This is a genomic window from Streptomyces sp. NPDC006384 (assembly GCF_042870695.1).
GTDB lineage: Bacteria > Actinomycetota > Actinomycetes > Streptomycetales > Streptomycetaceae > Streptomyces.
On record NZ_JBIAHR010000013.1, the window covers coordinates 126347 to 152303 of the forward strand.

At 70.7% G+C, this 25957-nt stretch carries 21 protein-coding genes; 13 read left to right on the forward strand and 8 right to left on the reverse strand.

The window, feature by feature from the left end; all coding sequences use genetic code 11:
• Positions 1–35: 35 nt before the first annotated feature.
• From ACFYOJ_RS19685 to ACFYOJ_RS19700, 4 genes are all read right to left on the reverse strand, one after another.
• Entirely contained in the window at positions 36–443 is a 408-nt protein-coding gene (locus tag ACFYOJ_RS19685; RefSeq protein ID WP_061441526.1) for a DUF742 domain-containing protein, read from the reverse strand.
• Positions 440–952, reverse strand: a complete 513-nt coding sequence (locus ACFYOJ_RS19690) for a roadblock/LC7 domain-containing protein (protein WP_061441525.1) — start codon at positions 950–952, stop codon at positions 440–442. The genes ACFYOJ_RS19685 and ACFYOJ_RS19690 overlap by 4 nt, the downstream gene beginning before the upstream one ends.
• Before the next feature lie 68 nt (positions 953–1020).
• Positions 1021–2538 carry an ATP-binding protein gene (locus ACFYOJ_RS19695; RefSeq protein ID WP_114530917.1) on the reverse strand — a complete coding sequence of 506 codons (1518 nt, stop codon included), beginning with the start codon at positions 2536–2538 and terminating at the stop codon, positions 1021–1023.
• A 26-nt stretch (positions 2539–2564) separates the two neighbouring features.
• Positions 2565–4466 carry a glycoside hydrolase family 15 protein gene (locus ACFYOJ_RS19700; RefSeq protein WP_114530916.1) on the reverse strand — a complete coding sequence of 634 codons (1902 nt, stop codon included), beginning with the start codon at positions 4464–4466 and terminating at the stop codon, positions 2565–2567.
• A 913-nt stretch (positions 4467–5379) separates the two neighbouring features.
• Here ACFYOJ_RS19700 and ACFYOJ_RS19705 point away from each other — a divergent pair.
• Positions 5380–6768: a Tat pathway signal protein gene (locus ACFYOJ_RS19705; protein WP_181849464.1), complete on the forward strand. Its 1389-nt coding sequence runs from the start codon at positions 5380–5382 to the stop codon at positions 6766–6768.
• A gap of 72 nt (positions 6769–6840) precedes the next feature.
• Complete coding sequence (locus ACFYOJ_RS19710; RefSeq protein WP_061441523.1) at positions 6841–7338, forward strand: SAM-dependent methyltransferase; 498 nt, start codon at positions 6841–6843, stop codon at positions 7336–7338.
• A 281-nt stretch (positions 7339–7619) separates the two neighbouring features.
• Here ACFYOJ_RS19710 and ACFYOJ_RS19715 read toward each other — a convergent pair whose 3' ends face one another.
• On the reverse strand, positions 7620–8081 hold the full coding sequence (locus ACFYOJ_RS19715) for an ATP-binding protein (protein WP_061441522.1): 462 nt from the start codon (positions 8079–8081) through the stop codon (positions 7620–7622).
• A 158-nt stretch (positions 8082–8239) separates the two neighbouring features.
• On the opposite strand from ACFYOJ_RS19715, the gene ACFYOJ_RS19720 reads away from it, so the two are divergent.
• From ACFYOJ_RS19720 to ACFYOJ_RS19750, 7 genes are all read left to right on the forward strand, one after another.
• Positions 8240–9643 (forward strand): helix-turn-helix transcriptional regulator, encoded by a 1404-nt coding sequence (locus tag ACFYOJ_RS19720; protein WP_078884520.1) that lies wholly within the window; start codon positions 8240–8242, stop codon positions 9641–9643.
• The gene (locus ACFYOJ_RS19725; protein ID WP_061441520.1) at positions 9640–10518 is read left to right on the forward strand and encodes an aminoglycoside phosphotransferase family protein; all 879 of its coding nucleotides are present in this window, start codon (positions 9640–9642) and stop codon (positions 10516–10518) included. Before ACFYOJ_RS19720 ends, ACFYOJ_RS19725 begins: the two co-directional genes overlap by 4 nt.
• A 1226-nt stretch (positions 10519–11744) precedes the next feature.
• Positions 11745–12878: a site-specific integrase gene (locus tag ACFYOJ_RS19730; protein ID WP_233520683.1), complete on the forward strand. Its 1134-nt coding sequence runs from the start codon at positions 11745–11747 to the stop codon at positions 12876–12878.
• Positions 12879–13219: 341 nt separating this feature from the next.
• Complete coding sequence (pcaC, locus tag ACFYOJ_RS19735) at positions 13220–14743, forward strand: 4-carboxymuconolactone decarboxylase (RefSeq protein WP_356552978.1); 1524 nt, start codon at positions 13220–13222, stop codon at positions 14741–14743.
• A gap of 72 nt (positions 14744–14815) precedes the next feature.
• Positions 14816–15451 carry an MBL fold metallo-hydrolase gene (locus ACFYOJ_RS19740; protein ID WP_356552976.1) on the forward strand — a complete coding sequence of 212 codons (636 nt, stop codon included), beginning with the start codon at positions 14816–14818 and terminating at the stop codon, positions 15449–15451.
• Between the two features lie 105 nt (positions 15452–15556).
• The gene (locus ACFYOJ_RS19745; protein ID WP_356552974.1) at positions 15557–16336 is read left to right on the forward strand and encodes an exodeoxyribonuclease III; all 780 of its coding nucleotides are present in this window, start codon (positions 15557–15559) and stop codon (positions 16334–16336) included.
• 70 nt (positions 16337–16406) lie between these two features.
• Positions 16407–16814, forward strand: coding sequence for a DUF6278 family protein (locus ACFYOJ_RS19750; RefSeq protein WP_356552972.1), 408 nt, complete (start codon positions 16407–16409; stop codon positions 16812–16814).
• A 27-nt stretch (positions 16815–16841) separates the two neighbouring features.
• Here ACFYOJ_RS19750 and ACFYOJ_RS19755 read toward each other — a convergent pair whose 3' ends face one another.
• The gene (locus tag ACFYOJ_RS19755; RefSeq protein WP_356552970.1) at positions 16842–17591 is read right to left on the reverse strand and encodes a hypothetical protein; all 750 of its coding nucleotides are present in this window, start codon (positions 17589–17591) and stop codon (positions 16842–16844) included.
• Positions 17592–17696: 105 nt separating this feature from the next.
• Between ACFYOJ_RS19755 and ggt the strand changes: the two genes are divergently transcribed.
• Entirely contained in the window at positions 17697–19499 is a 1803-nt protein-coding gene (gene ggt, locus ACFYOJ_RS19760) for a gamma-glutamyltransferase (RefSeq protein WP_356552968.1), read from the forward strand.
• A 12-nt stretch (positions 19500–19511) separates the two neighbouring features.
• On the opposite strand, the gene ACFYOJ_RS19765 is transcribed toward ggt, so the two are convergent.
• Complete coding sequence (locus ACFYOJ_RS19765; RefSeq protein WP_356552967.1) at positions 19512–22040, reverse strand: ATP-dependent Clp protease ATP-binding subunit; 2529 nt, start codon at positions 22038–22040, stop codon at positions 19512–19514.
• 339 nt (positions 22041–22379) lie between these two features.
• The gene (gene map, locus ACFYOJ_RS19770) at positions 22380–23156 is read right to left on the reverse strand and encodes a type I methionyl aminopeptidase (RefSeq protein ID WP_356552965.1); all 777 of its coding nucleotides are present in this window, start codon (positions 23154–23156) and stop codon (positions 22380–22382) included.
• Positions 23157–23219: 63 nt separating this feature from the next.
• Between map and ACFYOJ_RS19775 the strand changes: the two genes are divergently transcribed.
• From ACFYOJ_RS19775 to ACFYOJ_RS19785, 3 genes are all read left to right on the forward strand, one after another.
• Entirely contained in the window at positions 23220–23471 is a 252-nt protein-coding gene (locus ACFYOJ_RS19775; protein ID WP_356552963.1) for a helix-turn-helix transcriptional regulator, read from the forward strand.
• 177 nt (positions 23472–23648) lie between these two features.
• Positions 23649–24491, forward strand: a complete 843-nt coding sequence (locus tag ACFYOJ_RS19780; protein ID WP_356552962.1) for a nitrilase-related carbon-nitrogen hydrolase — start codon at positions 23649–23651, stop codon at positions 24489–24491.
• Positions 24488–25771: an aspartate aminotransferase family protein gene (locus tag ACFYOJ_RS19785; RefSeq protein WP_356552960.1), complete on the forward strand. Its 1284-nt coding sequence runs from the start codon at positions 24488–24490 to the stop codon at positions 25769–25771. The genes ACFYOJ_RS19780 and ACFYOJ_RS19785 overlap by 4 nt, the downstream gene beginning before the upstream one ends.
• Positions 25772–25957: the final 186 nt, after the last annotated feature.

Genomic DNA, 25957 nt, shown 5'->3' on the forward strand with positions numbered 1-25957 from the left:
CACCGGCCTGCGAGTGCGGCGAAACCGTGGACGGGTCATCCGGCCTGGGGATAGGCGACGGCATCAGGCCACTTCCTCTTCAAGCCGACGGAAACGGCTGCCAGCATTTGGATAGACGGACCGGACCCTGCGCCGGTATCGGCATAGGACTGGGTCAGGGGGACGACGAGGGCGCCGGCGTCCAAGAGGTCGGAGACGAGCACTTTGACGGCGGTCACGGGCCGGCCGAGGCGACCCGCCAGCTCGACCACCGACCGCCGGCGCTCCCGGCACAGGGCGAGAATCTCCCCGCACTCCTCGGCCTGCGCCGGGCCCGGCCTTCCCTGCCCGGCCTCCAGGACGGTTTCCAGAGCGAGCAGGTGCCGCGGCTTGGTACGCCCGCGCGTCACGGCGTAGGTCCGCACGAACGCCGACTCCTCGGCCGCGCGGCCGTACGTGGTCACCGGACCTCTCCGCCCGTGCCAACGCGGACGGGGATCAGCATGTACGGGGCGAACTTCTGGACCAGGCGCCCCATCTCGAAGCCGACGGTGCCCACATCGGCGTCCCTGGTGGCGATGACAGCGAGGATCGTGTCCACCTCACCGCGTTCGGCACCGGGATGGGTGTCGAAGGCCGCGCTGCGCCCGGCGCTCTGGACGAAGAACAGGCAGTCGTCTCGCTCGATGATGACCTGCCGGGCCGGCCTCTTCTTGTGGCTGGGGCCGGTGATGTTCGCCGCGAGGGAGGCGACCCCGCTGAAGGCGGCCGACAGTTCGTCCGCCCAGTCCTTGTCGACGTCGCTGTCCAGCAGCCGCAGTCCGTCGCGCGAGAGCAGGACGGCGTGCGTGACGCCCGGCGTCTCGGAGGCGAACTGACGCAGCAGCCAGGCCATGCTGTCCCGCTGTCCGCTTGTCGTCGCGGATGCGGGCGTGCCGTCGGTCACGTTGTTCATCGCGGGGTCAGTGCTCATGGGGATCGCTCCAGAAGGGGGAAGGGCCAGTGGGTGTACTGGGCCGCCGGGAACGCGGAAGAAGCGGGTCAGGGGGTGGGGTCTTCTGTCGAGGCGGGAGGGGGACTGGCGGTTCCGCCGGCCTGGAGGCCGCTGCGGAAGGCGGCTGCCAGCCCGGGCGTCGCCGCGGACACGGGGGCTTGCTCCCGCTCCTGTGGCGGACGGAAAGGTTCCGACCGACGCGTGCGCGTGGGAAGAGCGGGCGCCGCGTCGGCCGAATGACCCGCCGAGGTCGATGCCCCAGCGGAGACGGGGCGTGCGACCTGCCCCACCCCTGCGGCGGCAGGAGCCGCGGCCACCTGCTGCGGCTGCTGCCCGGACATGCGAGCTTCCTCGGGCTGCGGCGCACCCGCGTCCTCGACCGATGGAATGGCTACCAGGAGCCGTGCCGGTATGACGACCAGGGCGGTGGTGCCTCCCGTCGCGTTCTCCTGCAGGAGGACGGACAACCCGTGTGACTGGGCGATCTTCGCGGCGACCAGCAGGCCGAGCTGTCCAGCCCGGACCTGGCCGCTGACGTCGACCTCGTCCGGGGCTTTGAGCAGGTCGTTCATCTGTGCCCGCGTCTGCGGGTGCATGGGAATGGCGCGGTCCTCGACCTCGATGGCCAGCCCGTGTGGCACCCGCTGCGCGCGCACCATCACCCGCGTCGCTGGATCCGAGCACTCGCAGGCGTTCTCGATCAGCTCGGCCAGCAGGTGCGTCAGGTCCGGCCCCACATGGCCGGGCAACCCCAGCTCGGCGCCCACGGATCCGGCCGCGACGGCCACCCGCGGATACTGCACAACCTCGGAGACAGCGCCACGCAGGGCCGTCGTGACGGGAACGGGCCGGCGCACGCTGCGCAGGGACTGCCCGCCCAGGACCGCCGTGCTCTCGACCTGGCGGCGCATCCGCGTCACGAGGTGATCGATCTCGAAGATCTTGGCCAGCAGCTCCGGGTCGTCGGTCAGCATCTCCAACCGGCTCAGTGCCTCAAGAGCCTTGCTGACCAAGGCATGCTCGCGCATGGCCAGGCGGCGAAGCACTTCCAGGAGGACCACGGACTGGGACTCGTCGTGCACGCGGATCAGCGACATGATGGCCTGCGCCTGGAGGGCACTCAACGCGTTGTCGATCCCGGCGTTCGGGGTGGACGACTGCGCGGTGTGCGGGTCCGGCAACGCTGGACGTTTTCCGCGGCACAGCTCGTCCGCCGACCACTGCACCGACTTCTCAACGGCTGCCGCTGCCCTTGCGACCGCGTTCAGCGCTGCCGTCTGGGAATCCGCCACCGCCGACTGCACGGCGCTGGCGACGCTGTGCGCTCCGCGTGCTGCCACCGCGACGACCCCCGCTAGTCCGCAGACCAGGCCGGCCAGGACCCAGCCGGGGCCTACGACGGACCCCGACCGGAGAGCGAAGGCGGCGAGCAGCAGCGCGGCGAGGAGTGCCAGGGGCAGTGCCACGGCGCGACGGGCGAGGTACAGCGTGGTCGCGTCGAGCGGGGGCCGCCGTCTGCGGTGGCCGGTAGCGGCTGGCCGTGCCGGGAAGGCGCTGTCAGGCATGGGAATCCTCGTCAGGGGTGGGGTGGCTATGCGTGCTGCGGCGTCAGGTCGGCGGTGGACTGGCGCGTGCTGCGGGGGGTTGAGCGGGGTGCGGGAACCGCGAGCGCGGCGTGGTGGGGGGAGGACTGCGTCGCCATCTGCTGAAGGAGCAGGGCGCTTTGGATCAGGCCCATGTGGCTGAATGCCTGCGGGAAGTTGCCGAGCTGGCGCTGCTGTACGGGGTCGTACTCCTCCGCCAGGAGCCCGAGGTCGTTGCGCAGAGCCAGGAGGCGTTCGAACAAGGCGCGGGCCTCGTCGAGGCGGCCGGTCAGGGCGAGGCCGTCGACGAGCCAGAAGTTGCACAGGAAGAAGGCGCCCTCGTCGCCAGTCAAGCCGTCCACCCCGACGTCCTCACCGCAGGTCGGGTACCGGTACACGAGCCCGTCGTCCGTGGAGAGTTGACGACGGACCGCATCCACGGTGCCGATCACGCGCGGGTCATCGGGCGGCAGAAAACCGGTGCGGGGGATGAGCAGCGTGGCGGCGTCCAGTTCCTGCGAGCCGTAGGACTGGGTGAAGGTGTTGCGCACCGGGTCGAAGCCCTTGTCGCAGACCTCCCGGTGGATCGCCGCCCGCAGCTCGACCAGTGGGGCCCGGTCCATGTCGAGCGCGCCTGCCTCGGCCAGGCGAATGGTGCGGTCGACCGCCACCCAGGCCATCACCTTGGAGTGCACGAAGTGCCGGCGGGCCCCGCGGATCTCCCAGATGCCCTCGTCGGGCTCCTGCCAGCGCTGCGCCAGGTGCTCGATGAGTCGCTGGTGCAGGACCGCGGTGTCGGCGCAGTGGGCGACTCCGCTCTGGTGCGCGAGGTACAGGGTGTCGATCACTTCGCCGTACACGTCCAGCTGCAGCTGGTCCGCAGCCCCGTTCCCGACCCGCACCGGCGAGGAGGCTTCGTACCCGAGAAGCCAGGGAAGCTCCCGCTCCCGCAGGTCACGCTCCCCGGCGATCCCGTACATGATCTGCAGGTTCTCCGGGTCCCCGGCCACGGCCCGCAGCAGCCATCGCCGCCATGCCTGTGCCTCCTGCCGGTACCCGGTCCCCAGCAGTGCGGCAAGCGTCGTGGCGGCGTCGCGCAGCCAAGTGAAGCGGTAGTCCCAGTTCCGGTCGCCGCCGATCTCCTCGGGAAGCGACGTGGTCGGCGCCGCGACGATCCCGCCGCTCGGCCCGTAGGTCATGGCCTTCAGCGTGATCGAGGACCGGACCACGGCCTCGCGATAAGGCCCGTTGTAGGCGCACTCCTGCGTCCAGTCCTGCCAGAAGGCGAGCGTCTCGGCGAGCGCCGCCTCCGGGTCGGGAACGTCCGGTGCGGGGGCGTGGGACGGGCACCAGCTGAGCACGAACGCCACGCTCTGTCCCACTCCGACGGTGAACACACTCACGACGACGCCGTCCTTCTCCACCTGCGGTACGCACGTGTCGAGCCAAAGGGCGTCCCCGCCGGCCTCCGCGACCATGCGCCCACCGACCTCGTGGATCCACGGGCTGACGCTGCCGTACCCCGGCCGAGGACGCATGGCCGAGACCATCTCCACTTCGCCAGTCAGGCCCTCGACGATTCGGATTACCTGCGGGGCCCCGTCGCGCGGCGGCATGAAATCCAGGACGCGGACCGAACCCGTCGGGGTACGCCACAGCGATTCGAGAACGAGTGAGTCACCGCGGTACCGGCGTTCAGCTGCTTTCCCGGAGCCGGACCGGCCTGCGGACGAGGCCGGGGCGATCTGCCAGGAGCCGTGCTTCTGCGTGCCGAGCAGACCGGCGAACACGGCTGGTGAGTCGAAGCGGGGCAGGCACAGCCAGTCCATCGAACCGTCGTCACAGACGTGGGCGCTGGTCTGCGTGTCGCCGATCAGGCCGTACTGCTCGATGCGCGGAAGCCGATGCATTGTGTGGATCTCCGTGAGCCCCGCAGGTTCGGGGCCGTATCGGGGCCGTCGCAGCGGCCGGGAACGGTGGGCGGTAGGTAGGTCCGTGTTCGCCAGGTGGAGAGGGAGCGTTGCCGGGCGGCGGCAGGTGCTCGGCGGCTCGTGCAGGTTCGGCCGCCCGCTCGCCGCGAAGCATTAGCCAGGCCGTCGGCCCGAGGACCAGAGCGATGACGACGGCACCGGTCACCGTCATGTCCGCGGCACCGAAGCGGCGAAGATCAGGCAGGCCAGGGCGAGACCGAAGACGGTGCCGCGCAGCACGTTGAGCGTTGGCCTCGGCCAACGCCGCCCGTCCTCCCTGCTGTTCGGTCCAGGGCCGCCGCTTTCCACGTAAGCCGTCAGTTCCTGGGTGGCCTTGGCGAGCCTGACCAGGTGCACCCGGCTCGACACATAGCCCTCGGGATGCTGTCGGAGCAGAGCCGCTGCGCACGCAGCAGGGCGGGAACATGCGGTGCGGTCCGTGCGCCCAACTGGGCAATGTGGCCGCGCAGAAGGCGAACGAGGTCCTCACGTCGGCAGCGCTCTCGGGTAGTGGCGAATCTTCGCCCAGTACCAGCGTCACCGTCTCCGACGCGACCACCACGTGATCGCGCTCCGGCGCCGGTGCCGCGGTGACGGGCGCTTGCCGCCCGCGACCGCCCACGAGCTGGCTGCCATCTCGGCGAGGGTCCAGCGAAAGGCGCATGCCACAACTCCTGTTCGGATCAAGCCAAAGTGAGCCGAGATCGCCCGTCGGAGGCGTCGGTCGGCGTGCGATGTGAGTGATCTGGCCGCTACGTTGAGCGAACCGCGAATCCCGTTCGAGGGGTATGCCTTCGCGGACGGGAAGGCCGCCAAAGGCGCCAAAGATCATTACGGAACCGAGGGGCAGTCGATGGCCCGTGACCGCAACGTCGCCCTTGCCGCACTCCTGCGCGAAGCAGGCTGGTCCCAGCCGCAAGCCGCCGCCGCCGTTGCCCGCGTGGCAGCGGAGTGCGGAGTGCGTGAGCTGGAGGCGATCTCCCGCTCGCACATCTCCATGTGGGTGCTCGGCACGAAGCCGAGTGGCAGAGCGCCGCATATCCTGCGTGAGACGCTGTCCCGCAGGCTTGGCCGCCGGCTCTCCCTGGCCGACCTCGGGCTGGAAGAAGAGCCGACAGGCACGACCGACACCGGATCCGACTGGAGCGTCGACCCTCTGACCGCACTGGCCGAGCTGGGAAGCGACGATCTCGACATGCACCGACGCAAGCTGCTGGCCACCGCCGCCTACTCCGCAGCCGGCTTTGCCCTGCCCACCACTTCGTGGTGGGCAGCCGCCCCCGCCACAGCGGCGAACCGCCGACCGTCCTCCTCGCGCTCGGTGACCCAAGCCGACGTCGACGACATCCGCGACCTCACGGTCTACTACTCCGCGCGCGACCAGCAGCGAGGCGGCGCAACCGGCCGCAAAGCCCTCGCCAGCCACCTGCTCGACGAGGCGGTGCCGCTGCTCGGCGGCCGATTTCGCACAGATCAGCTCCGCCGCGACACTCACTCCGCCGTCGCAGAGATGACGTACCTCGCTGGCTGGATGGCCTTCGACGCCGGCGAACACCGCACCGCCCAGCGCTACCTCACCATCGCCGCCCGGATCGCGGCGGAGGCTGGTGACGGACCGCTCGGTGGCCACGTCTTGCGCGCCCTCGCTCACCAGGCCGTCGACCTCGGGCACCCACGCAGGGCGCTCGCTCTCGCCGACGCCTCGATGAATCGCGACCGCTACGGCCAGGCCAGCCACCGCGAGAAGGCGCTGCTGGCGATCGTGCACGCCCGCGCGCTCGCGGCTGACGGCGACCGCTCCGGAACCCTCGCGGCCATCAGCCGCGCGGAGCGTGACCTCGCCCGCGCCGACACCACCGAGGCGCCGGCCCGCGTCGGCTTCTTCCAGGAAGCCTCCCTCGCCCACGAGACGGCCTGCGCTCTGCGCGACATAGGTCAGCCCCGCGACGCGGAGATCCACTTCAAGCGGAGTGTGGCCACGCGCCGGCGCCAGCAGTTCGCCCGCACCCACAGCGTGACGCTCGGCTACCTCGGTGCAGTCCAGGTGCAGCGGGGAAACCTCGACGAGGCGTGCGCAACCTGGAACGAAGCACTCGACGCCATGACGGGCGTCCAGTCCGGCCGGGCACGTGACGTCATCGTCCGAATCCAGAGCGACCTTTCGCCCGTCCGGCAACGCGGAGGCCGCCATGTCACCGAGCTGGACTGCCGGGCACGCGGCATGCTCCGGGCCATAGGCTGATCGCGACGCGGACGTTCGATGCCCCGTGGCAGCCCGCGGACCAGCATCGCCCGAGGAGAGGAACCAGTACCGGTGACGACGTACGAGGTCGAATCGATCGCAACGGTCGTCGGGGGCCACACCCGCGTTCAGGACGACTACCAGGGCGGAGTTGAGTCGGTGATCCGACTCAACGAGGCGTACCCCCTCGAAACGTTGCAGGGAATGAACGAGTTCTCCCACCTGACTGTGACGTGGCGCTTCCACCTGGCACAGCCCGAGGACGTGCAGCTCCACGCCCGCAGCCCCAGGGGTAACGTGCAGTGGCCAGCGACCGGAACCTTCGTCCACCGAAACCATCGGCGCCCCAACCAGTTGGCTGTCAGCTACCCGAGGTTGCTGAGCGTGGACGGCCGCGACCTTCTGGTGACCGACCTCGACGCAGTTGACGGGACGCCGGTGATTGACCTGGCCCCCTACTTTCAGGAAATGGGGCCCCGGGGTTCCGTCCGTCAGCCCGCCTGGCCGGGCGAGATGCTCGCCGACTACTGGCGCGACCCAGCGGAGCGCCCGGGGGCAGGCTTGCCGTAACTCCACGAAGCTGCAGCCCGTGCGGGCGTACTTCGCGCCCTGCCCGCGGGGGTGCGGAAGGTAGATCAGGAAGTACGAGCGACCTCGCTGACGTCGCCCTCCCAGAAGGGGTCTTGTGCGAGGGTCGTGCCCCAACCCGAAGCTGTCATTCGATTCTTCCGAGCGCAGAGTCGCTGACGTTGAACCGCCGTCGGCCTTCGCGTCGGCGCCGGGGAACGGCGGCGAGTGTCGGCACATGATGGTGGTCCTTTCTGGTCTCGTCAGAGGCAAGGAGATTGCGACTACGCGGAGTGCAGGATCGTGACCCAAACGTCTTTGCCCTGGGCGGTGGGCGAGCAGCCGTATCTGTCGCTGAGCGTCTTGATCAGCATCAGGCCGCGACGGCCCTCGTCGTTGTCGCCTGCCGGGACGGGGGCTGGGAGCCAGGGGCGCGGGTCACTGACGCACAGGAAGATTCCGTCGGGGGTCCGGGTGAGGACGACCTTCACTGGAACCGAGGACTCATCCTCCTTGCGGGCGTGCTGGAAGGCGTTCGTCAGTAGCTCGGACGCAGTGAGAGTGACCCTCCAGTTGAGTTCGGTCAGGCTCCACAGACGGAGGCACGCACTGACGAGGTCACGCACGCCCGAGACGGCAGCGGCAGTCAGAGCGACGTCGATTTCGCATGCTCCGGAACGCGTCCGGACCGCAGCGCTTGTGCCGTCGGTAACGGGCTGTTGAGCCTCCATCAGGTCTGCCTTCACGGGGAGTCCCTCGTTCGACGAAATCTCTCCAACCGGCGCCGGATGCGGTGTGTACTGGGGCGGCGGCCGTGAGCAACCATTGAGCCAGGCTGGCAGGACCGCGTGCAGATCTTGATACGGAAACCTCGATCTTCCGTTTCGCGAGCGAGGAACAGCCCATGCCAAGACCCGAGAAGCAATTGACTCCGGACGCGTCCCCGCGTGACTGGTTCGGCCATGAACTGCGGACCTGGCGTAAGAAGCGCGGCCCTCTCACGCACGCCGAGTTGGGCACGAAAGTGCAGGTCAGCGGTTCACTCATTGAGAAGATCGAGAAGGGGACTGCTACCTGTTCGAAGGACTTGGCTGAGCGCTTGGACGAGGTCCTGCAGACGGGGGGAGTCCTCACCCGGGCGTGGGGGATGGTGTTCGGGCAAACGGAAAAAGCCCGTCCTGAAACGGAAAGTGCACCCCCTGGCAGGGCGGAGGTGCCGGTTCAGGTCCATGAAGGCCGCATCCTGGGCAGAGGTAGTACAACACCTGCAAGCGGGAGCCCTGCCTCTGTGGACCGTCGCGCCTTCCTCGCCACGAGCGGCCTTGCCGCCATCGCCCCCATAGACCTCGTCCACCTCGTGACCCCAGCAGCCCCCCGGGAGATCCCGACTCAGATCCGCCCGCGCGAGATCAGGCAGCTGAAGTCGCTGGCCGATGTCATCCATCGTCAGGACAACGAGTACGGAGGCGGCGGCGCGGTGCGTGAACTCGCCCGCGGCGCCATCATGTGGGGAGCCTCCCTGCTGCCAGTGCGCTGCCCCGAGCCCTTGCGGCCTGAGCTCCTGGCCTCTGTGGCTCGGTTAGGGATTGTCGTCGGCGCCTCGCACTTCGACGCGTACGCCCACGACGATGCCCGAGTCAGCTTCCGGCTAGCCGCTGAGTGCGCGGAAGAAGCCGGGGAGTGGCATCTGCGCGCCAAGACGTACTCGTTCATGGCCCGGCAGGAAATCTGGATCGGAGATCCGGATACTGGCCTAACCCACGCAGAGAAGGGGTTGGTGCGCTCCGACCGACTCAGCGCCACCGAGCGTGCCATGCTGCACACCGCACGCGCCCGCGCCTTCGGCAAGATGCGCGACGTAGCCAACACCCTGCGCGCGGTCGGAGAAGCCGACGCCGCGTTCGAACAGTCCGACCCGGCACAGGATCCGCCGTGGATGGCCTACTACGACTACGCCCAGCACCACGGCGACACCGCCCACGCGCTGTTCGACCTCGCGGTCCACGCGGACCAGGACCCCGGGCAGGCGGCCCGCCGCTTCGAAATCGCGGTTAAGGGTCATGGCAACGCCTTTGCCCGCTCGCGCGCCATCTCCGAGACAAAACTCGCTTCCCTGGTCATGGCCAAAGGCGACGATCCGCGGCACGCGGTCGTACTCGGCCACCGAGCGCTGGACGACGTCGGCAAGCTGACCTCCTGCCGGGCCGCCGAGGACCTGCGGGAACTCGCCCGGTTCGCAGGCCGACACCGGAACCTCCCCGAGACCAGCGACCTGCGCGAGCGCATCGCAGCTACGGTGCAGGCGTGACTACTTCACCCACGCCCACCCAAATACTTGAGGAGGCGTGCCACGCCGTTGGCCTCGACGCGACCAACGCCCAACCGATACGGATCGCCGAGAACGCCATTTGGCGTCTGCCCGGGGGAATGGTGGTGCGTATCGCCCGGCCCGGCCAGTCCGCCGCCGCAACGCGCGAGGTTCAGGTCGCCCGCTGGCTGGCCACCCAGGGCGTGCCCGCCGTACGCGCTCTGGACCTGCGGCAGCCGGTAGCAGCCAGCGGGTACCCGGTGACGTTCTGGGAAGAGCTGCCGCCACACGAAATCGGGACCGTTACCGACGTCGTCGTGCTCCTCAAGCAACTGCACGCCCTGCCGAAACCAGACCTGCCACTGGGTGAGCTGGACCCGTTCGTCCGGCTGGTTGAGCGCATCGACGCAGCGAGCACGATTTCTGACGAGGACCGGCTGTGGCTGAAGGGCCGGCTTGAGGATCTCAAGCAGCAATGGGTCTCGAGGCCGAAGGGCCTGCCGGAGTGTGTAGTCCACGGGGATGCATGGGTCGGCAACGTGGCGCGCACGGAGGCCGGCCCGTTGTTGATGGACTTCGAGCGCGCTTCGTTTGGCCCACCGGAATGGGATCTCGTGTCGACCGCAGTGAAGCTCACCACGACCGGCGCGGTGTCTGCGGAGGAGTACGCCGCGTTCTGCGAGACCTACGGCGTTGATGTCACGGAGTGGGAAGGGTATTCAATTCTGGCTGGCGCGCGAGAGTTGCGGATGACGACGTACGCCGCGCAGCACGCCGCCACACGCCCGAAGTGGCGGCGCGAGGCGCAGTACCGCATCGACTGCCTACGCGGCCGGGCAGGGGCACCGCCGTGGCGATGGAAGGCAATCATGTAGCCGCGGACAGGCCGACAACCAGATACTCAGGCAGGGGCGGGGTCGGTGTTCGGCATGTGAGGACATCAGGTGGGCCGAGCGATCAGCACTGGCCCATCGAGCGGCCAGGCCGTTTGGGCACAGCCCGGAGTCCATCCTCTTCCTGCCTCGGGGAGTAGCACTGCTCGCAGCTTCGCGCTCCTCCAGGGCGTTGCATCCGGTGACGCCAGCGAAGCACATCGACCGCTGGCGCGGGGCGGAGAACACGGTGGCGAGGTGGATCAGGACCTCGGTCTCGTAGCAGTCGGGGCACTGGGCGACATGGGTGCCTGGTCTGCAGTCGGCAGCCGTGATTTCGGTGCTCAGCCAGGTGTGGTGGCAGGACCGGCAGGACAGCGGCCCAGGAACGGAGCCGAGAAACACGGCCCGCCAGGCGTACAACGGACACTGCGCGGTGACATCGCGTGCGCTTCCCCCTCTAGGTGCTCCGCCGACCGCTTGCCTTCTCGAACAACTAAGCCGTAGGTCATTCCAGAGCGCTGACCCCTCTGAGAAGCATGCGAGTCGAGGGACTGGGTCGCACCAAGAGAAACAGCTGCAGTACTGGTGGTGATCTGCGCCGCCTTCTTCTTGGCCGGGTGCTCATCGCGGCTCCGGATCGCAGGACAGGAACTCGTAACGACTCGTCGCCGGTGATTCATGGGTAGGTTCTGGCGCTACACGCCGCGGTACCTCGTCGGCGGCGGCTGCCTTTCCTTATTCGCCCACGGCAGAAGAGAAAGGCGCTGGAAAGGGTGGAAGTCGCCGTAGGGGTATGTCAACGTACAACACCCTGAACCGTGTGGCCGGTCGACCCGTCCCCGACGTAGCGAGGAGCTCACCCTGTCCGCGAACGTTGCCGATGCGTCCGCCTTCTCTTGGCCCCACCAACGTACGCGACGCACTCAGAGCATGGATCGCGTGCGGACGGCTAGCGCAACATAGACGACGATCGCCGGTTAGCAAAACCGGCGATCGTGACGATCCTCGAAGCATGTTCACGTGCGCGGCTGTGCTGGCGGTGGAGCTGCGCGCACCTGCAGATGCCGCTCTGTGCCATGGCGCGGAACGGCGCTGGTCTGCTGCCAATCGTATGAGCCAAGTGCCTAGTCGGCGTAGGCCACGCACAGAAGGAGAGTGAGTACCTCCTGTCCGATCCGATCAAGAAGCTCCCACCCAACTCGAAGGGGCAGGTGCGATACCGGTTCGTGGTCGACGTGGGAGTCGACCCTGCTACCGGAAAGCGCAGACAGCTGACTCGTACGTTCGCCACGCTCAAGGAAGCGAAGGTTGAGTACGCGCGCATCACCAACCGTCGCCAGGAAGGGACGCTCGTTCCTCCTAAGCAGATCACTGTCAATGAGTGGCTAGATCGGTGGCTGGCCATGAAAGCGGATGATCTGGAAGAAACCACGATCTACAACTACCGGATTACCTTGGATCGGGTTCGCGGGAAGTTGGGTCACATCCGGCTCCAAGAGCTCACGGAGGAAGACGTAGAAGAGTGGATGCATTGGGCGTTGAGGTATGGGCGCGCACGCGGCGGAAAACCTGGCACTCCGCTCGGGGTGACCAGTGTGGAAATGAGCCTTGCGCGATTGAAGGATGCCTTGAATCGGGCAGTGACGCGGCGGCTGCTGACCATGAATGTGGCCCAGCACGTCACAATTCCACGTAGGGCGCGTAAGGAGGATCGGAAGAAGAAGCAGGAAGTGAAGCCATGGAACGTCCAGGAAGTCCAGATGTTCATTCACGGCGTCAGGACGGAACGGCTCTATGCTCCCCTTCTGCTGTCCCTCATGGGTCTGCGTCCTGCTGAAGTCTGCGGACTTCGATGGGAGGACGTCGACTTGGACAATGCCACGATCACCATAGCCAACACCCGGACGATGATGGGGAATCGATACGTCGTGGAAAAGGACACCAAGTCCATGGCCGGAGAACGTGATCTTCCTTTGCCCGGTCCAGTACTGAGGGCCCTCAAAACGTTCAAGGCTCTCCAGGCCAAGGAGAGGCTCGTCCTCGGTGAGGCTTACTCGGACTCCGGATACGTCGTGGTGCACGAGACCGGGGAGGCTTTCACGATCAAGCAACTCCGCAGGCGCGCGTACCGGCTCATGGAGGTCCTTGGCCTGCGCAGAGTACGTCTCTACGACGCTCGTGCCTCCTGCCTCACTTTCCTTGCCAACAACGGCGTGCCGGATCACATCCTCGCCCGGTGGGCCGGGCACACGAACGTGAAGACCACGAAGAAGTGGTACGTGAAGCCAGATGTGGAAGACCTCCGCGAAGCCGCCACTACATGGGACGGCCTGCACGGTGAGGCGGAGGGCCGCGGGTAAGTTCGGCGGCGTTTCCCAAGGGTGGTTTTCAGGTGGTGATCGGAGCGGCCCGAAAGGTTTCCCGCTACGTTGTCCCGTCCTTCGGGACGGCATCACATGCTTTGCTGCAAACTCGGGACAGCTGGCAGCTGTGCTGATGGAGGAAGCAGCGCGACGACGTGAGGACCGAGCGAGAGCGCGGCCAGCGGGCCACGCTGCGTCAGGCGCGCGTACACGCTGAGAGGCTCAGCCTCGATCGACGAGGCCGTCGGCAGTGCCCGACGAGTCGAGCCGCGGGTGCATCGAGCCGCCGGCTTCCCCGGGCTGTGTGAGATTTCGTGAGACGTGAGAGGGTCTGGGGCGTGAGTGAGACAGTGCCGAACACCCTGCAATACCGCTTTGACGGGCCAGAAGACGCCCCGGTCCTGATCCTGGGTCCCTCACTGGGTACCACATGGCACATGTGGGACCGGCAGATCCCCGAGCTGACGCAGCAGTGGCGGGTCCTCCGGTTCGACCTGCCCGGGCACGGGGGCGCCCCGGCCCACGCGGCGAGCTCCGTCGCCGACCTCACCGCGCGGCTGCTGGCCACCCTCGACGGGCTCGGCGTGCAGCGCTTCGGCTACGCCGGCTGCGCCTTCGGCGGCGCCGTCGGCATCGAGCTGGCCCTGCGCCACCCGGAGCGGCTCGCCTCCCTCGCGCTGATCGCCGCCTCGCCGCGCTTCGGCACGGCCGACGAGTTCCGGCAGCGCGGCGTGATCGTCCGGACGAACGGGCTGGACCCCATCGCCCGCAGCGCGCCCGACAGATGGTTCACCGGCGGGTTCGCCGCGGCCCAGCCCGCGATCACCGAGTGGGCCGTGCAGATGGTGCGGACCACCGACCCGGGCTGCTACATCGCCGCCTGCGAGGCGCTCGCCGCGTTCGACGTGCGCGGGCAGCTCGGCCAGGTCGGCGTGCCGACCCTGGTCCTCGTCGGCTCCGACGACCAGGTCACCGGCCCCGCCGAGGCCCGCACCCTGGTCGCCGGCATCCCCGACGCCCGTCTCGCCGTCGTCCCCGGCGCCTCCCACCTGGTCCCGGTCGAGCAGCCCGCGGCCGTCACCGACCTGCTGGTACGGCACTTCCAGACCGCCTGGCAGATCGCCCCCGACGCCTCCACCGGCCAGTCGGCCATCCCCGGCACCCCCGTCACCCCCTCCGCCCCGGCGGTCCACCCCGGAGCCCCGGCGCCCGGCGTCCCGGCCCCCGCCGCCGTCACGGCGGCCCCCGTCCAGCCCGCCCTGGCCGCCGTCCCGGTCCCGCCCGGACCCGCCGCCCCCGGACCCGCCGTCCCCGGACCCGCCGTCCCCGGACCCGCCGTCCCCGTGCCGTCGCAGAACGCCCCCGTGCCGCCGCAGGGGGTGCCCGTGCAGTCGCAGGCCGTCCAGGCGTCGCCGCACACCGGGCCCGTCGCCGAGATCGCCCCGGCCGCCGCGCCCCCGCACACGCACGCCCAGGGGCGGCCCGACCCGTACGACGCGGGGCTCAAGGTCCGCCGCGAGGTGCTCGGTGACGCGCACGTCGACCGGACGCTGGCGCAGGCCGACGACTTCTCCGGGGACTTCCAGGAGTTCCTCACCCGGTACGCGTGGGGCGAGATCTGGGACCGGCCCGGCCTGGACCGCCGCACCCGCAGCTGTGTCACCCTCACCGCCCTCGTCGCCGGCGGTCACCTCGAGGAACTGCCGCCCCACCTCCGGGCCGCCCTGCGCAACGGGCTCACCCCCGCCGAGATCAAGGAAGTACTGCTCCAGGCGGCCGTCTACTGCGGCGTACCGGCCGCGAACGGCGCCTTCCGGGTGGCGCAGCAGGTCATCCGCGAGGAGACCACGCCGCCGGAGTGAGGGGACGCCCGGGAGCGAGGGGACGCCCGGGACCGTTCGCGCGCCGGTGAGGCACGGCGGCAGGATGGAGGGATGAAGCTCACCAAGAAGTCGCACGCCTGCGTCCGCCTCGAGAAGGACGGGCGGACGCTCGTCCTCGACCCGGGCGGATTCAGCGAGGAGGACGCCGCCCTCGGCGCGGACGCCGTCCTCGTCACGCACGAGCACCCCGACCACTTCGACGAGCTGCGGCTGCGCGCCGCGATGGAGGACAATCCGGCCGCCGAGGTCTGGACGCTGAGGGCCGTCGCGGAGAAGATCTCGTCGGCCTTCCCGGGCCGCGTGCACACCGTCGGCCACGGCGACACCTTCACCGCCGCCGGCTTCGACGTACAGGTCCACGGCGAGCTGCACGCGGTGATCCACCCGGACATCCCGCGCGTCGGCAACATCGGCTTCCTCGTCGACGGCGGCACGGTCTTCCACCCCGGCGACGCCCTCACCGTCCCCGGCCACCCGGTCGAGACGCTGATGCTGCCCGTCATGGCCCCCTGGAACAAGATCTCCGAGGTCATCGACTACGTCCGCGAGGTGAAGCCGCGGCGCGCCTACGACATCCACGACGCCCTCCTCACCGACCTCGCCCGGCCGATCTACGACCGTCAGATCGGCCAACTGGGCGGCTCCGAGCACCTGCGGCTGACGCCGGGGGAGTCCGTCCGGGTGTGAGCCGCATGCCCCCGGGCCGCAGACCCTCGCGTTCGCCCCGCACCCGCCCCGCACCCGCACCGGGCGCGGGGCGGACTGTCGGTGCCGGCCGGTAGGTTGGGGAACATGCGCATCGCCACCTGGAACGTGAACTCGATCACCGCCCGTCTGCCGCGGCTGCTCGCCTGGCTGGAGAGCAGCGGCACCGACGTGCTGTGCCTCCAGGAGGCCAAGGTCGCCGAGGAGAAGTTCCCGTTCGACGAGCTGCGCGAGCTGGGCTACGAGGCCGCGGTGAACGCCACCGGCAGGTGGAACGGGGTGGCGGTGCTCTCCCGCGTCGGCCTCGCGGACGTCGTCAAGGGCCTGCCCGGCGACCCGGGCTACGAGGGCGTGCAGGAACCCCGCGCCGTCTCCGCGACCTGCGGCCCGGTCCGCGTCTGGTCGGTCTACGTGCCCAACGGCCGCGAGGTCGGGCACGCCCACTACGCCTACAAGCTCCAGTGGTTCGAGGCGCTGCGCGCGGCCGTCGCCGGCGACGCGGCCGGCACCCGTCCGTTCGCCGTGCTGGGCGACTACAACGTGGCGCCGGCCGACGACGACGTCTACGACCGGGCCGCCTTCGAGGGCTCCACCCACGTCACCCCCGCCGAGCGCGCCGCCCTCGCCTCCCTGCGCGAGACCGGCCTGTCCGACGTGGTCCCGCGCCCCCTGAAGTACGACCACCCCTACACGTACTGGGACTACCGCCAGCTCTGCTTCCCCAAGAACCGCGGCATGCGCATCGACCTGGTCTACGGCAACGAGCCGTTCGCCGGGGCCGTCACCGACGCCTACGTGGACCGTGAGGAGCGCAAGGGCAAGGGCGCCTCGGACCACGCGCCGGTCGTGGTCGACCTGGACGTGTAGGCGTCCCCTGCCCCCACCCCGGCCCGCGTGCCTGTGGTGCGCACGGCGGTACGAATGTCAGTCTGGGGGGATGCACTTCCCCTTCCTGGGCAGGCGGCGCGAACCCTTCCGGGTCCACGACCCGGAAGGCGTCGCCGAGCTGCTCGCCGACTGTGAGCTGCTCCGTTCGCAGGCGTCGCGGGAGGGGATCCGGCTCGACGACTCGGAGGCATCGTTGGCGCGCCTGGACCAGATGCTGCCGCGCTGGCGTACCGACGAGGAGATCCTGCTCTGGCTCGGCAACGACGCCGGCCTCTACCTGGGCACCGTGCTCGTGCGCACCGTGCCGGGCGCCGTCTGGGGCATCCGGTCCGACGGCCGGCCGGTCGTCCGGCTCGCCTCGGGCCGCGAGTTCGACGTGGTGGCCTCCGGCTGCGCCTGGGCCGAGGACGGCGTCCCCGAACTGTCCCAGCTGTACGCCGAGATCGCGGAGGCCTGACAAGGGAAGGCGCGTCCGGGCCGGGGCTCACGCCCGGTGCGACGTCGGTGCCGGAGCCGGCGGCGGACTCGTCGCCGCCCGGGTCACGTCCCCGACGAGTTCGACCACGTCCGGGCCGTACGCCTGCGAGTTGACCACCTTCAGCAGCAGCACGAAGGGGTTCCTGCCGTACTTGCGCGCCAGCCGCTCGTGGTGCCGGGCGAGGTAGCGCGTCGCGGCCTGGTTGGTGATCGCCCGCTGGCCGCAGAACAGGAACACCGGGCGGGCCTCGGGCCGGTCGCCGGCGGTGAGGCGGGCCAGCAGGACGTACTCCGTGACCCCCGGGTCCATGCGGTAGCGTTCGCCGCCGATCTGGAACGCGGCCCGGTCCGGGCCCGGTTCCGGGGCTATGTTGATCCGCACCCCGGGCAGCATGGCCGCCATGTGGGCCAGCACCCGCTGATTCGACCCGGGCCCGCCCACGCAGAACTCCGTGCGCTCGCCGAGGCCCTGGTGGACCGTGTCCTGCGTGACCACCTGGACGTGCGCGCCGCAGTCCTTGACCAGCGCGGAGAGTTCCAGCAGCGCGAACACGTCGAAGCGGTGGACCGCCGGCTCGGACGCGGCCGGGTCCCGGTTGACGACGAGCAGCGACTCGGAGTTCGCCGGCAGCCCGAAGAAGGCCTGCTTGCGGCGGAGTCTCCGCTTCCACAGGTACGTACGAGCGAGCCAGCCCAGCGCGGCGCTGATGCCGGCCGCGATCACGCCCAGGACGATGTTGCGTACGTCGTCGGTCATGGGCGCGCATGCTAGCGGGCCACGGCGTACCGATGCCCGCCAGGTTCATGACGCGGCCATGACGATGACCTAAGCTGCCCGGACGGCCTTTCCCTGGAGGTGCGGATGCGTCACCCTGTCGCACGGAAACTGACGGTCCTGGTGGTCTCGGCCGCCGTGGTGTCGACGCTGGCGGCCGCGCCGCCCGCAGCGCAGCACAGACCCGCCACTCCGAAGACCCCGGTCGCCGTCGGTCACGGCGGCGCGGTCGCCAGCGTCGACCCGGACGCCTCCGCCGCCGGCATCGAGGTGCTCCGCAAGGGCGGCAACGCCGTCGACGCGGCCGTCGCCACCGCCGCCGCGCTCGGCGTCACCGAGCCCTACTCCGCCGGCATCGGCGGGGGCGGCTACTTCGTGTACTACGACGCCAGGTCCCGTACCGTGCGCACGATCGACGGCCGCGAGACCGCGCCGCTGACCGCCGACGAGACCCTGTTCACCGAGAACGGCAAGCCCGTTCCCTTCGCCGAGGCCGTCACCAGCGGCCTCGCCGTCGGCACCCCGGGCACACCCGCCACCTGGCAGACGGCACTGGACAAGTGGGGCAGCCGGAAGCTCGCCACCGTGCTGGAGCCCGCCGAGCGCCTGGCCCGGCACGGCTTCACCGTCGACGAGACCTTCCGCTCCCAGACCGCCGCCAACGAACAGCGGTTCCGCCACTTCCCGGACACCGCCGAACTCTTCCTCCCCGGCGGCGAACTCCCGGTCGTCGGCTCCACCTTCAAGAACCCGGACCTCGCCCGCACCTACCGGGAGCTGGCCCGCGAGGGCGTCGGCGCGATCTACCACGGCGAACTCGGCGAGGACATCGTCGCCACCGTCAACAAGCCGCCCGTGGACCCGGACTCCGGCTGGAACGCCCGCCCCGGCGACCTGTCCGCCGAGGACCTCGCCGCCTACGAGGCCAAGCTCCAGGCGCCCACCCGGACCTCGTACCGCGGTATGGACGTCTACTCCATCGCCCCCTCCTCCTCCGGCGGCACCACGGTCGGCCAGGCCCTCAACATGCTGGAGCGCACCGACCTCTCCCAGGCGGACGAGGCCCGCTACCTGCACCGTCTCATCGAGGCGAGCCGTATCGCCTTCGCCGACCGCGGACGCTGGGTCGGCGACCCCGCCTTCGAGGACGTGCCGGCGAGGGAGCTCCTCTCGCAGCGGTACGCCGACTCGCGCGCCTGCCTGATCAAGGACGACGCGGTGCTCACCAGCCCCCTCGCGCCCGGCGACCCCCGCCGCCCCGCCCCCTGCGCGGGCGGCGGCAAGGCGGCGCCGACGACCTACGAGGGCGAGAGCACCACGCACCTCACCGTCGCCGACAAGTGGGGCAACGTCGTCGCCTACACGCTCACCATCGAGCAGACCGGCGGCAGCGGCATCACCGTGCCCGGCCGCGGCTTCCTGCTCAACAACGAGCTGACCGACTTCTCCTTCGCCCCGGCGAACCCGGCGGTCCACGACCCGAACCTGCCCGGCCCCGGCAAGCGCCCGCGCTCGTCGATCGCGCCGACGATCGTCCTGGACAAGCACCACAAGCCGGTCGTGGCGGTCGGTTCACCCGGCGGCGCCACCATCATCACCACCGTGCTCCAGACCCTGACCGGCTTCCTCGACCGCGGCCTGCCGCTGGCCGACGCCATCGCCGCACCGCGCGCCAGCCAGCGCAACGCCGCCCGGACCGAGCTCGAACCCGGCCTGTACGACAGCGGGTTGCGGGCGGAGCTGGAGGCGCTCGGGCACGCCTTCAGGCTCACCCCGGAGATCGGCGCGGCCACCGGCGTGCAGCGGCTGCCGGACGGCAGGTGGCTGGCCGCCGCCGAGAAGGAACGGCGCGGCGGCGGCTCGGCCATGGTGGTCAGGCCCGCGCGGTAGCGGCGGCGCGCGTCACACCTCGGGGGCGGGCTGCTGCGGCGTACGGAACGCCAGCCGCCCGTCCTCGGCGTCGACCGTGACCCGGCCGCCCTCCCGGACGCGGCCGTCGAGCAGCAGCCGGGAGAGCTGGTTGTCCACCTCGCGCTGGATGGTGCGGCGCAGCGGCCGGGCGCCGTACTCGGGCTGGTAGCCGCGTTCGGCGATCCAGTCCACGGCCGCGTCGGTGAAGTCGACGGTGACGCCCTGCGCGTGCACCATGCGGCGGGTCTCCTCCAGCAGCAGGCTGGTGATCTGCCGCAGCTGTTCGCCGCTGAGCTGGCGGAAGACGACGATCTCGTCGATGCGGTTGAGGAACTCGGGCCGGAAGTGCTCGCGCAGCGGGCGCAGCACCTGCTCGCGTCGGGCCTCCTCGTCGGCCTCCGAGCCGCCCGCGCCGAAGCCGACGCCGGCGCCGCGCCGGGTGATCACGTCGGAGCCCAGGTTGCTGGTCATCACGACGACCGTGTTGGTGAAGTCCACCGTGCGGCCCTGCGAGTCGGTCAGCCGCCCGTCGTCCAGGACCTGCAGCAGGATGTTGAAGACGTCCGGGTGGGCCTTCTCCACCTCGTCGAGCAGCAGCAGCGAGTACGGGTGCCGGCGCACCACCTCGGTGAGCTGGCCGGCCTCCTCGTGCCCGACGTAGCCGGGCGGGGCGCCGACCAGGCGGCTGACGGTGTGGCGTTCCTGGTACTCGCTCATGTCGAGGCGGACCATCCGGTCCTCGCTGCCGAACAGCGCCTCGGCCAGCGCCCGGGCCAGCTCGGTCTTGCCGACGCCGGTCGGGCCGAGGAAGAGGAAGCTGCCGATGGGCCGGTCCGGGCTGGAGAGCCCGGCGCGGGAGCGCAGCACCGCGTCGGAGACCACGCGTACGGCCTCCTCCTGGCCGACCACCCGCTCGTGCAGGTGCGCCTCCAGTCCCAGCAGGCGGTCCTTCTCCTCCTGGGTGAGGCTGCTGACCGGGATGCCGGTCTGCCGGGACACCACCTCGGCGATGGACTCGGTGCCCACCACCAGGTTCAGTCCCTCGTCGGCCTCGGTGCCGGCGCCGGTCTCGGCGATCCGCTGCTTCAGCTCGGAGATCCGGTCGCGCAGCTGCATCGCCTGCTCGTACTGCTCGTCCGCGACGGCCTGGTCCTTGTCCCGGACCAGCTGGTCCAGCTCGCGCTCCATGACCCGTATGTCCGTGCCCTTGGTGCGGGACTGGAGCCGGACCCGGGCGCCGGCCTGGTCGATCAGGTCGATCGCCTTGTCCGGCAGCCGGCGGTCGGTGAGGTAGCGGTCGGACATCTCCACGGCCGCGACCAGCGCCTCGTCGGTGTAGCGGACCTGGTGGTGGGCCTCGTAACGGTCGCGCAGGCCGCGCAGGATCTCGACGGCGTCCGCGGTCGTGGGCTCGGGGACCAGGATCGGCTGGAAGCGGCGGGCGAGGGCCGCGTCCTTCTCGATGCGCCGGTACTCCTCCAGCGTGGTGGCGCCCACGATGTGCAGCTCGCCGCGGGCCAGGGCCGGCTTGAGGATGTTCCCGGCGTCCATCGAGCCGCTCTCGCCGCCCCCGCCGGCGCCGACGACGGTGTGCAGCTCGTCGATGAAGATGATCAGCTGGTCGGAGTGGGCGCGGATCTCGCCCACGATGTTGTTCATCCGCTCCTCGAAGTCGCCCCGGTAGCGGGTGCCGGCGACCACGCCGGTCAGGTCCAGGGCGACCACCCGCCGTCCGATCAGTATGTCGGGCACGTCGCCGTCGGCGATGCGCTGGGCCAGCCCCTCGACGACGGCGGTCTTGCCGACGCCGGCGTCGCCGATGAGCACCGGGTTGTTCTTGCCGCGACGGGAGAGCACCTCGACGGTCTGCTCGATCTCGTCCTCCCGCCCGATCACCGGGTCGATCCGGCCCTGCTGGGCCAGGTCGGTGAGGTCGCGGCCGTACTTGTCGAGGGTCGGCGTGTTCGTGGCCCGCGCCTGCTCGGGACGGGCCTTGGCACCCTCCGGCGTCTCCGTGGGCAGGCCCGAGGGCGCGAACCGGGCCGCGTTGAGGATGTGCCCGGCTGCCGAGTCCGGGTTGGCGGCCAGGGCGCTGAGCACGTGCTCGGGGCCGATGTAGCCGGTGCCGGTCGAGCGGGCCATCTCGTGCGCGTCCAGCAGGGCGCGCTTGACGGCCGGGGTCAGGGACAGCGAGGTGGGCGGCGGGGCCTCGCCCGGCGCGTGCTGCACCGGGCCGGTCCGCTCGTCGATCTGCGACGCCAGCGCGTCGGGATCGGCGCCGGCCCGGCTGAGCAGGCCGCGGGTCGGCTCGGTGGCGAGCGCGGCCCGCAGCAGGTGCTCGGTGTCCAGGTCCCGGCTGCCGTGCTCGGCGGCGTACTGGGCGGCGCCGCGCACCAGCTCCCGGGCGGGCTGGCTGAGCAGCCGCCCGATGTCGATCTGCCTCGGCCTGGGGCCGCCGAAGAAGCGCGCCAGGAATTCCGCGAACGGGTCGCCCTCCGGGCCCATGAAGCCGCTGCTCATCGTGTACGGACCTCCGCTGCATCGCTGATCGACGTGCCGGGGCCGGGTAACCCGGCCGGGGCGCGGTCATGCCCAACATGACACGTTCTGTTCCGCCGGGCATGTCCGGACCCCGGGCGCGCGGGCCGTCCGCGGGGGTGTTCCCGGGCGGGTGGGCCGCGCGTGCCGGGGGCCGCCGGCACGCGGGATCGCGGGATCAGGGGGCGTCCCGCGGCGTCGGGGGAGTGCCCCCGGGCGAGGGGGCGCGGGTTCCGGTCCCACCGGCAGGTCCGGCCCCGTCGCGGAGTGCCCCGGGGCGGGGAACGGCGGCGGTGCCGCCCCGTGGTCACGCCTTCGGTGTCACAGGTTCTCCCGCGAGGTCAGGACGCGCGGGCCGCTCCGCGTGATCGCCACCGTGTGCTCCACGTGGGCCGCCCGCGAGCCGTCGTTCGTGCGCAGGGTCCAGCCGTCCGGGGCGGGGTGGTAGTCGTCCCGGCCGCTGCCGATCAGCATGGGCTCGATGGCGAGGACCATGCCGTGCCGCAGGGGCATCCCGCGTCCGGGCCGGCCCTCGTTGGGCACCCCCGGGTCCTCGTGCATCCGCCGGCCGATGCCGTGGCCGCCGAAGTCCTCCATGATCCCGTAGCCGCCGGCCCGGCACACTGTGCCGATGGCGTGCGCGATGTCGCCGATGCGGTTGCCGACGACGGCCGCCGCGATGCCCGCCGCAAGGGCCCGCTCGGCGGTCTCGATCAGCGCGAGGTCCGCCGCCCGCGGGGTGCCCACGGTGAAGCTGATCGCCGAGTCACCGGCCCAGCCGTTCAGCGTGGCGCCGCAGTCGACGGAGAGCAGGTCGCCGTCACGCAGCCGGTAGCCGTCGGGGATGCCGTGCACGATCGCGTCGTTCACCGACGCGCAGATCACTCCCGGGAAGGGCGTCGGCGCGAAGGAGGGCCGGTAGCCGAGGAACGGCGAGCCCGCCCCGGCCTCCCGCAGCACCTCGCGCGCCACCGCGTCCAGCTCCAGCAGGGACACGCCCACGCCGGCGGCCTGCCGTACGGCGGTCAGGGCGCGCGCGACGACCTGGCCGGCCTCGTGCATGGCGTCGATCGATGTATCCGTCTTCAGTTCCACCATGCCAATTACTATACCGGTATTTGAATAGGGTCCGACATGGAGGAGCGGTATTAGAATGACGCCATGGTACGCACCCCCCTGACCCCCGAAGAGCGCGAACGCGGCGAGCGGCTCGGCCGGCTGCTGCGCGCGGCGCGCGGCCCGCGGAGCATGACGGAGGTCGCCGCCGAGGCCGGCCTCTCCGCCGAGACCCTGCGCAAGATCGAGACCGGACGGGCGCCGACCCCGGCCTTCTTCACGGTGGCCGCGCTGGCCCGCGCGCTGGGCCTGTCCATGGACGAGCTGGCCGGGCGGTGCGACCTCACCATGGTCTGAGACCCGCCCCGGCCGCCCCACGCGCCCCACCGCTCACCCACCGGGGTGCGAATGCCGTCCGGCAGCGCGTCGTGACGACGATGGTCTTGGCAAGCTCGCCCAGGAGGCTTACGTTCGTCCCTCTACGGCCCGCTCTACGGGCGTAGAGGCTCTGACGTCGCGTCGAAGGAGCAGCTCATGGCCAACGTCGTACGTGCCGCTCTGGTCCAGGCCGCCTGGACCGGTGACACCGAGTCCATGGTGGCGAAGCACGAGGAGTACGCCCGCGAGGCGGCCCGGCAGGGCGCCCGGGTCATCGGCTTCCAGGAAGTCTTCAACGCCCCCTATTTCTGCCAGGTCCAGGACCCCGAGCACTACCGCTGGGCCGAGCCCGTGCCCGACGGTCCCACCACCCGCCGCATGCAGGACCTCGCGCGCGAGACCGGCATGGTGATCGTCGCCCCCGTCTTCGAGGTCGAGCAGTCCGGCTTCTACTACAACACCGCGGCCGTGATCGACGCCGACGGCACCGTCCTCGGCACCTACCGCAAGCACCACATCCCGCAGGTCAAGGGATTCTGGGAGAAGTTCTACTTCCGCCCCGGCAACCTCGGCTGGCCCGTCTTCGACACCGCCGTCGGCAAGGTCGGCGTCTACATCTGCTACGACCGGCACTTCCCCGAGGGGTGGCGCCAACTCGGCCTGGCGGGAGCGCAGTTGGTCTACAACCCCTCCGCCACCCACCGCGGCCTCTCCGCCCACCTGTGGCGCCTGGAGCAGCCCGCGGCGGCCGTCGCCAACGAGTACTTCGTCGCCGCGATCAACCGGGTCGGCCAGGAGGAGTACGGCGACAACGACTTCTACGGCACGTCGTACTTCGTCGACCCGCGCGGCCAGTTCGTCGGCGACGTCGCCAGCGACACCAAGGAGGAACTCGTCGTCCGCGACCTGGACTTCGGCCTCATCGACGAGGTGCGGCAGCAGTGGGCCTTCTACCGCGACCGCCGCCCCGACGCCTACGAGGGGCTGGTGCGGCCGTGACCAAGGACCTCCTCTCCCGGCACCGCGCCGTCCTGCCCGACTGGCTCGCCCTCTACTACGAGGACCCGCTGGAGATCACCCACGGCGAGGGACGGCACGTCTGGGACGCGGCCGGCAACCGGTACCTCGACTTCTTCGGCGGCATCCTCACCACCATGACCGCGCACGCCCTGCCCGAGGTGACCAAGGCGGTGAGCGAGCAGGCCGGGCGGATCATCCACTCCTCGACGCTCTACCTCAACCGGCCCATGGTCGAACTCGCCGAGCGCATCGCCCAGATCTCCGGCATCCCCGACGCCCGCGTCTTCTTCACCACCTCCGGCACCGAGGCCAACGACACCGCCCTGCTGCTCGCTACGGCGTACCGGCGCAGCAACACCATCCTGGCGATGCGCAACAGCTACCACGGCCGCTCCTTCAGCGCCGTCGGCGTCACCGGCAACCGCGGCTGGTCCCCGACCTCGCTCTCCCCGCTCCAGACCCTCTACGTCCACGGCGGCGTACGCACCCGCGGCCCCTACGCCCACCTGGACGACCGGGAGTTCACCGACGCCTGCGTCGCCGACCTCGAGGACCTCCTCGGCCACACCCGCCCGCCCGCCGCGCTGATCGCCGAACCCGTCCAGGGCGTCGGCGGCTTCACCTCCCCGCCCGACGGCCTCTACGCCGCCTTCCGCGAGGTCCTGCACGAGCGGGGCGTCCTGTGGATCGCCGACGAGGTGCAGACCGGCTGGGGCCGCACCGGCGACCACTTCTGGGGCTGGCAGGCCCACGGACGCAGCGGCCCGCCCGACATCGTCACCTTCGCCAAGGGCATCGGCAACGGCATGTCGATCGGCGGCGTCATCGCCCGCGCCGAGATCATGAACTGCCTGGACGCCAACAGCATCTCCACCTTCGGCGGCACCCAGGTCACCATGGCCGCCGGCCTCGCCAACCTCACCTACCTGCTCGAGCACGACCTCCAGGGCAACGCCCGCCGCGTCGGCGGCCTGCTCATCGAACGGCTGCGGGCCGCCGCCGCCCAGGTGCCGCACGTGCGGGAGGTCCGCGGACGCGGACTGATGATCGGCATCGAGCTGACCCGGCCCGGCACCGACGAGGCCGACCCGCAGGCCGCCTCCGCCGTGCTGGAGGAGGCCCGCGCGAACGGGCTGCTCATCGGCAAGGGCGGCGGCCACGACACCAGCGCCCTGCGCATCGCCCCGCCGCTGACCCTCACCGTCGCGGAGGCCGAGGAGGGCGCCGCGATCCTCGAACGCGCCCTGCGAAGCCTGTGACGGCCGCGCGCCGACCCGGACGAACCGCGTAGGTCCGCGACCGCCGGGGGGGGGGGGGGGGGGGGGGGGGGGGGGGGGGGGGGGCGGGGCCCCCCGCCCCCCCCGCCGCCGCGGCGGGCGGCTCGTCGGGAGGGGCGGCCGGCGGTGCGGCGGCCTCCGAGGGGCTGGGCGCGCCGGTGAAGGCAG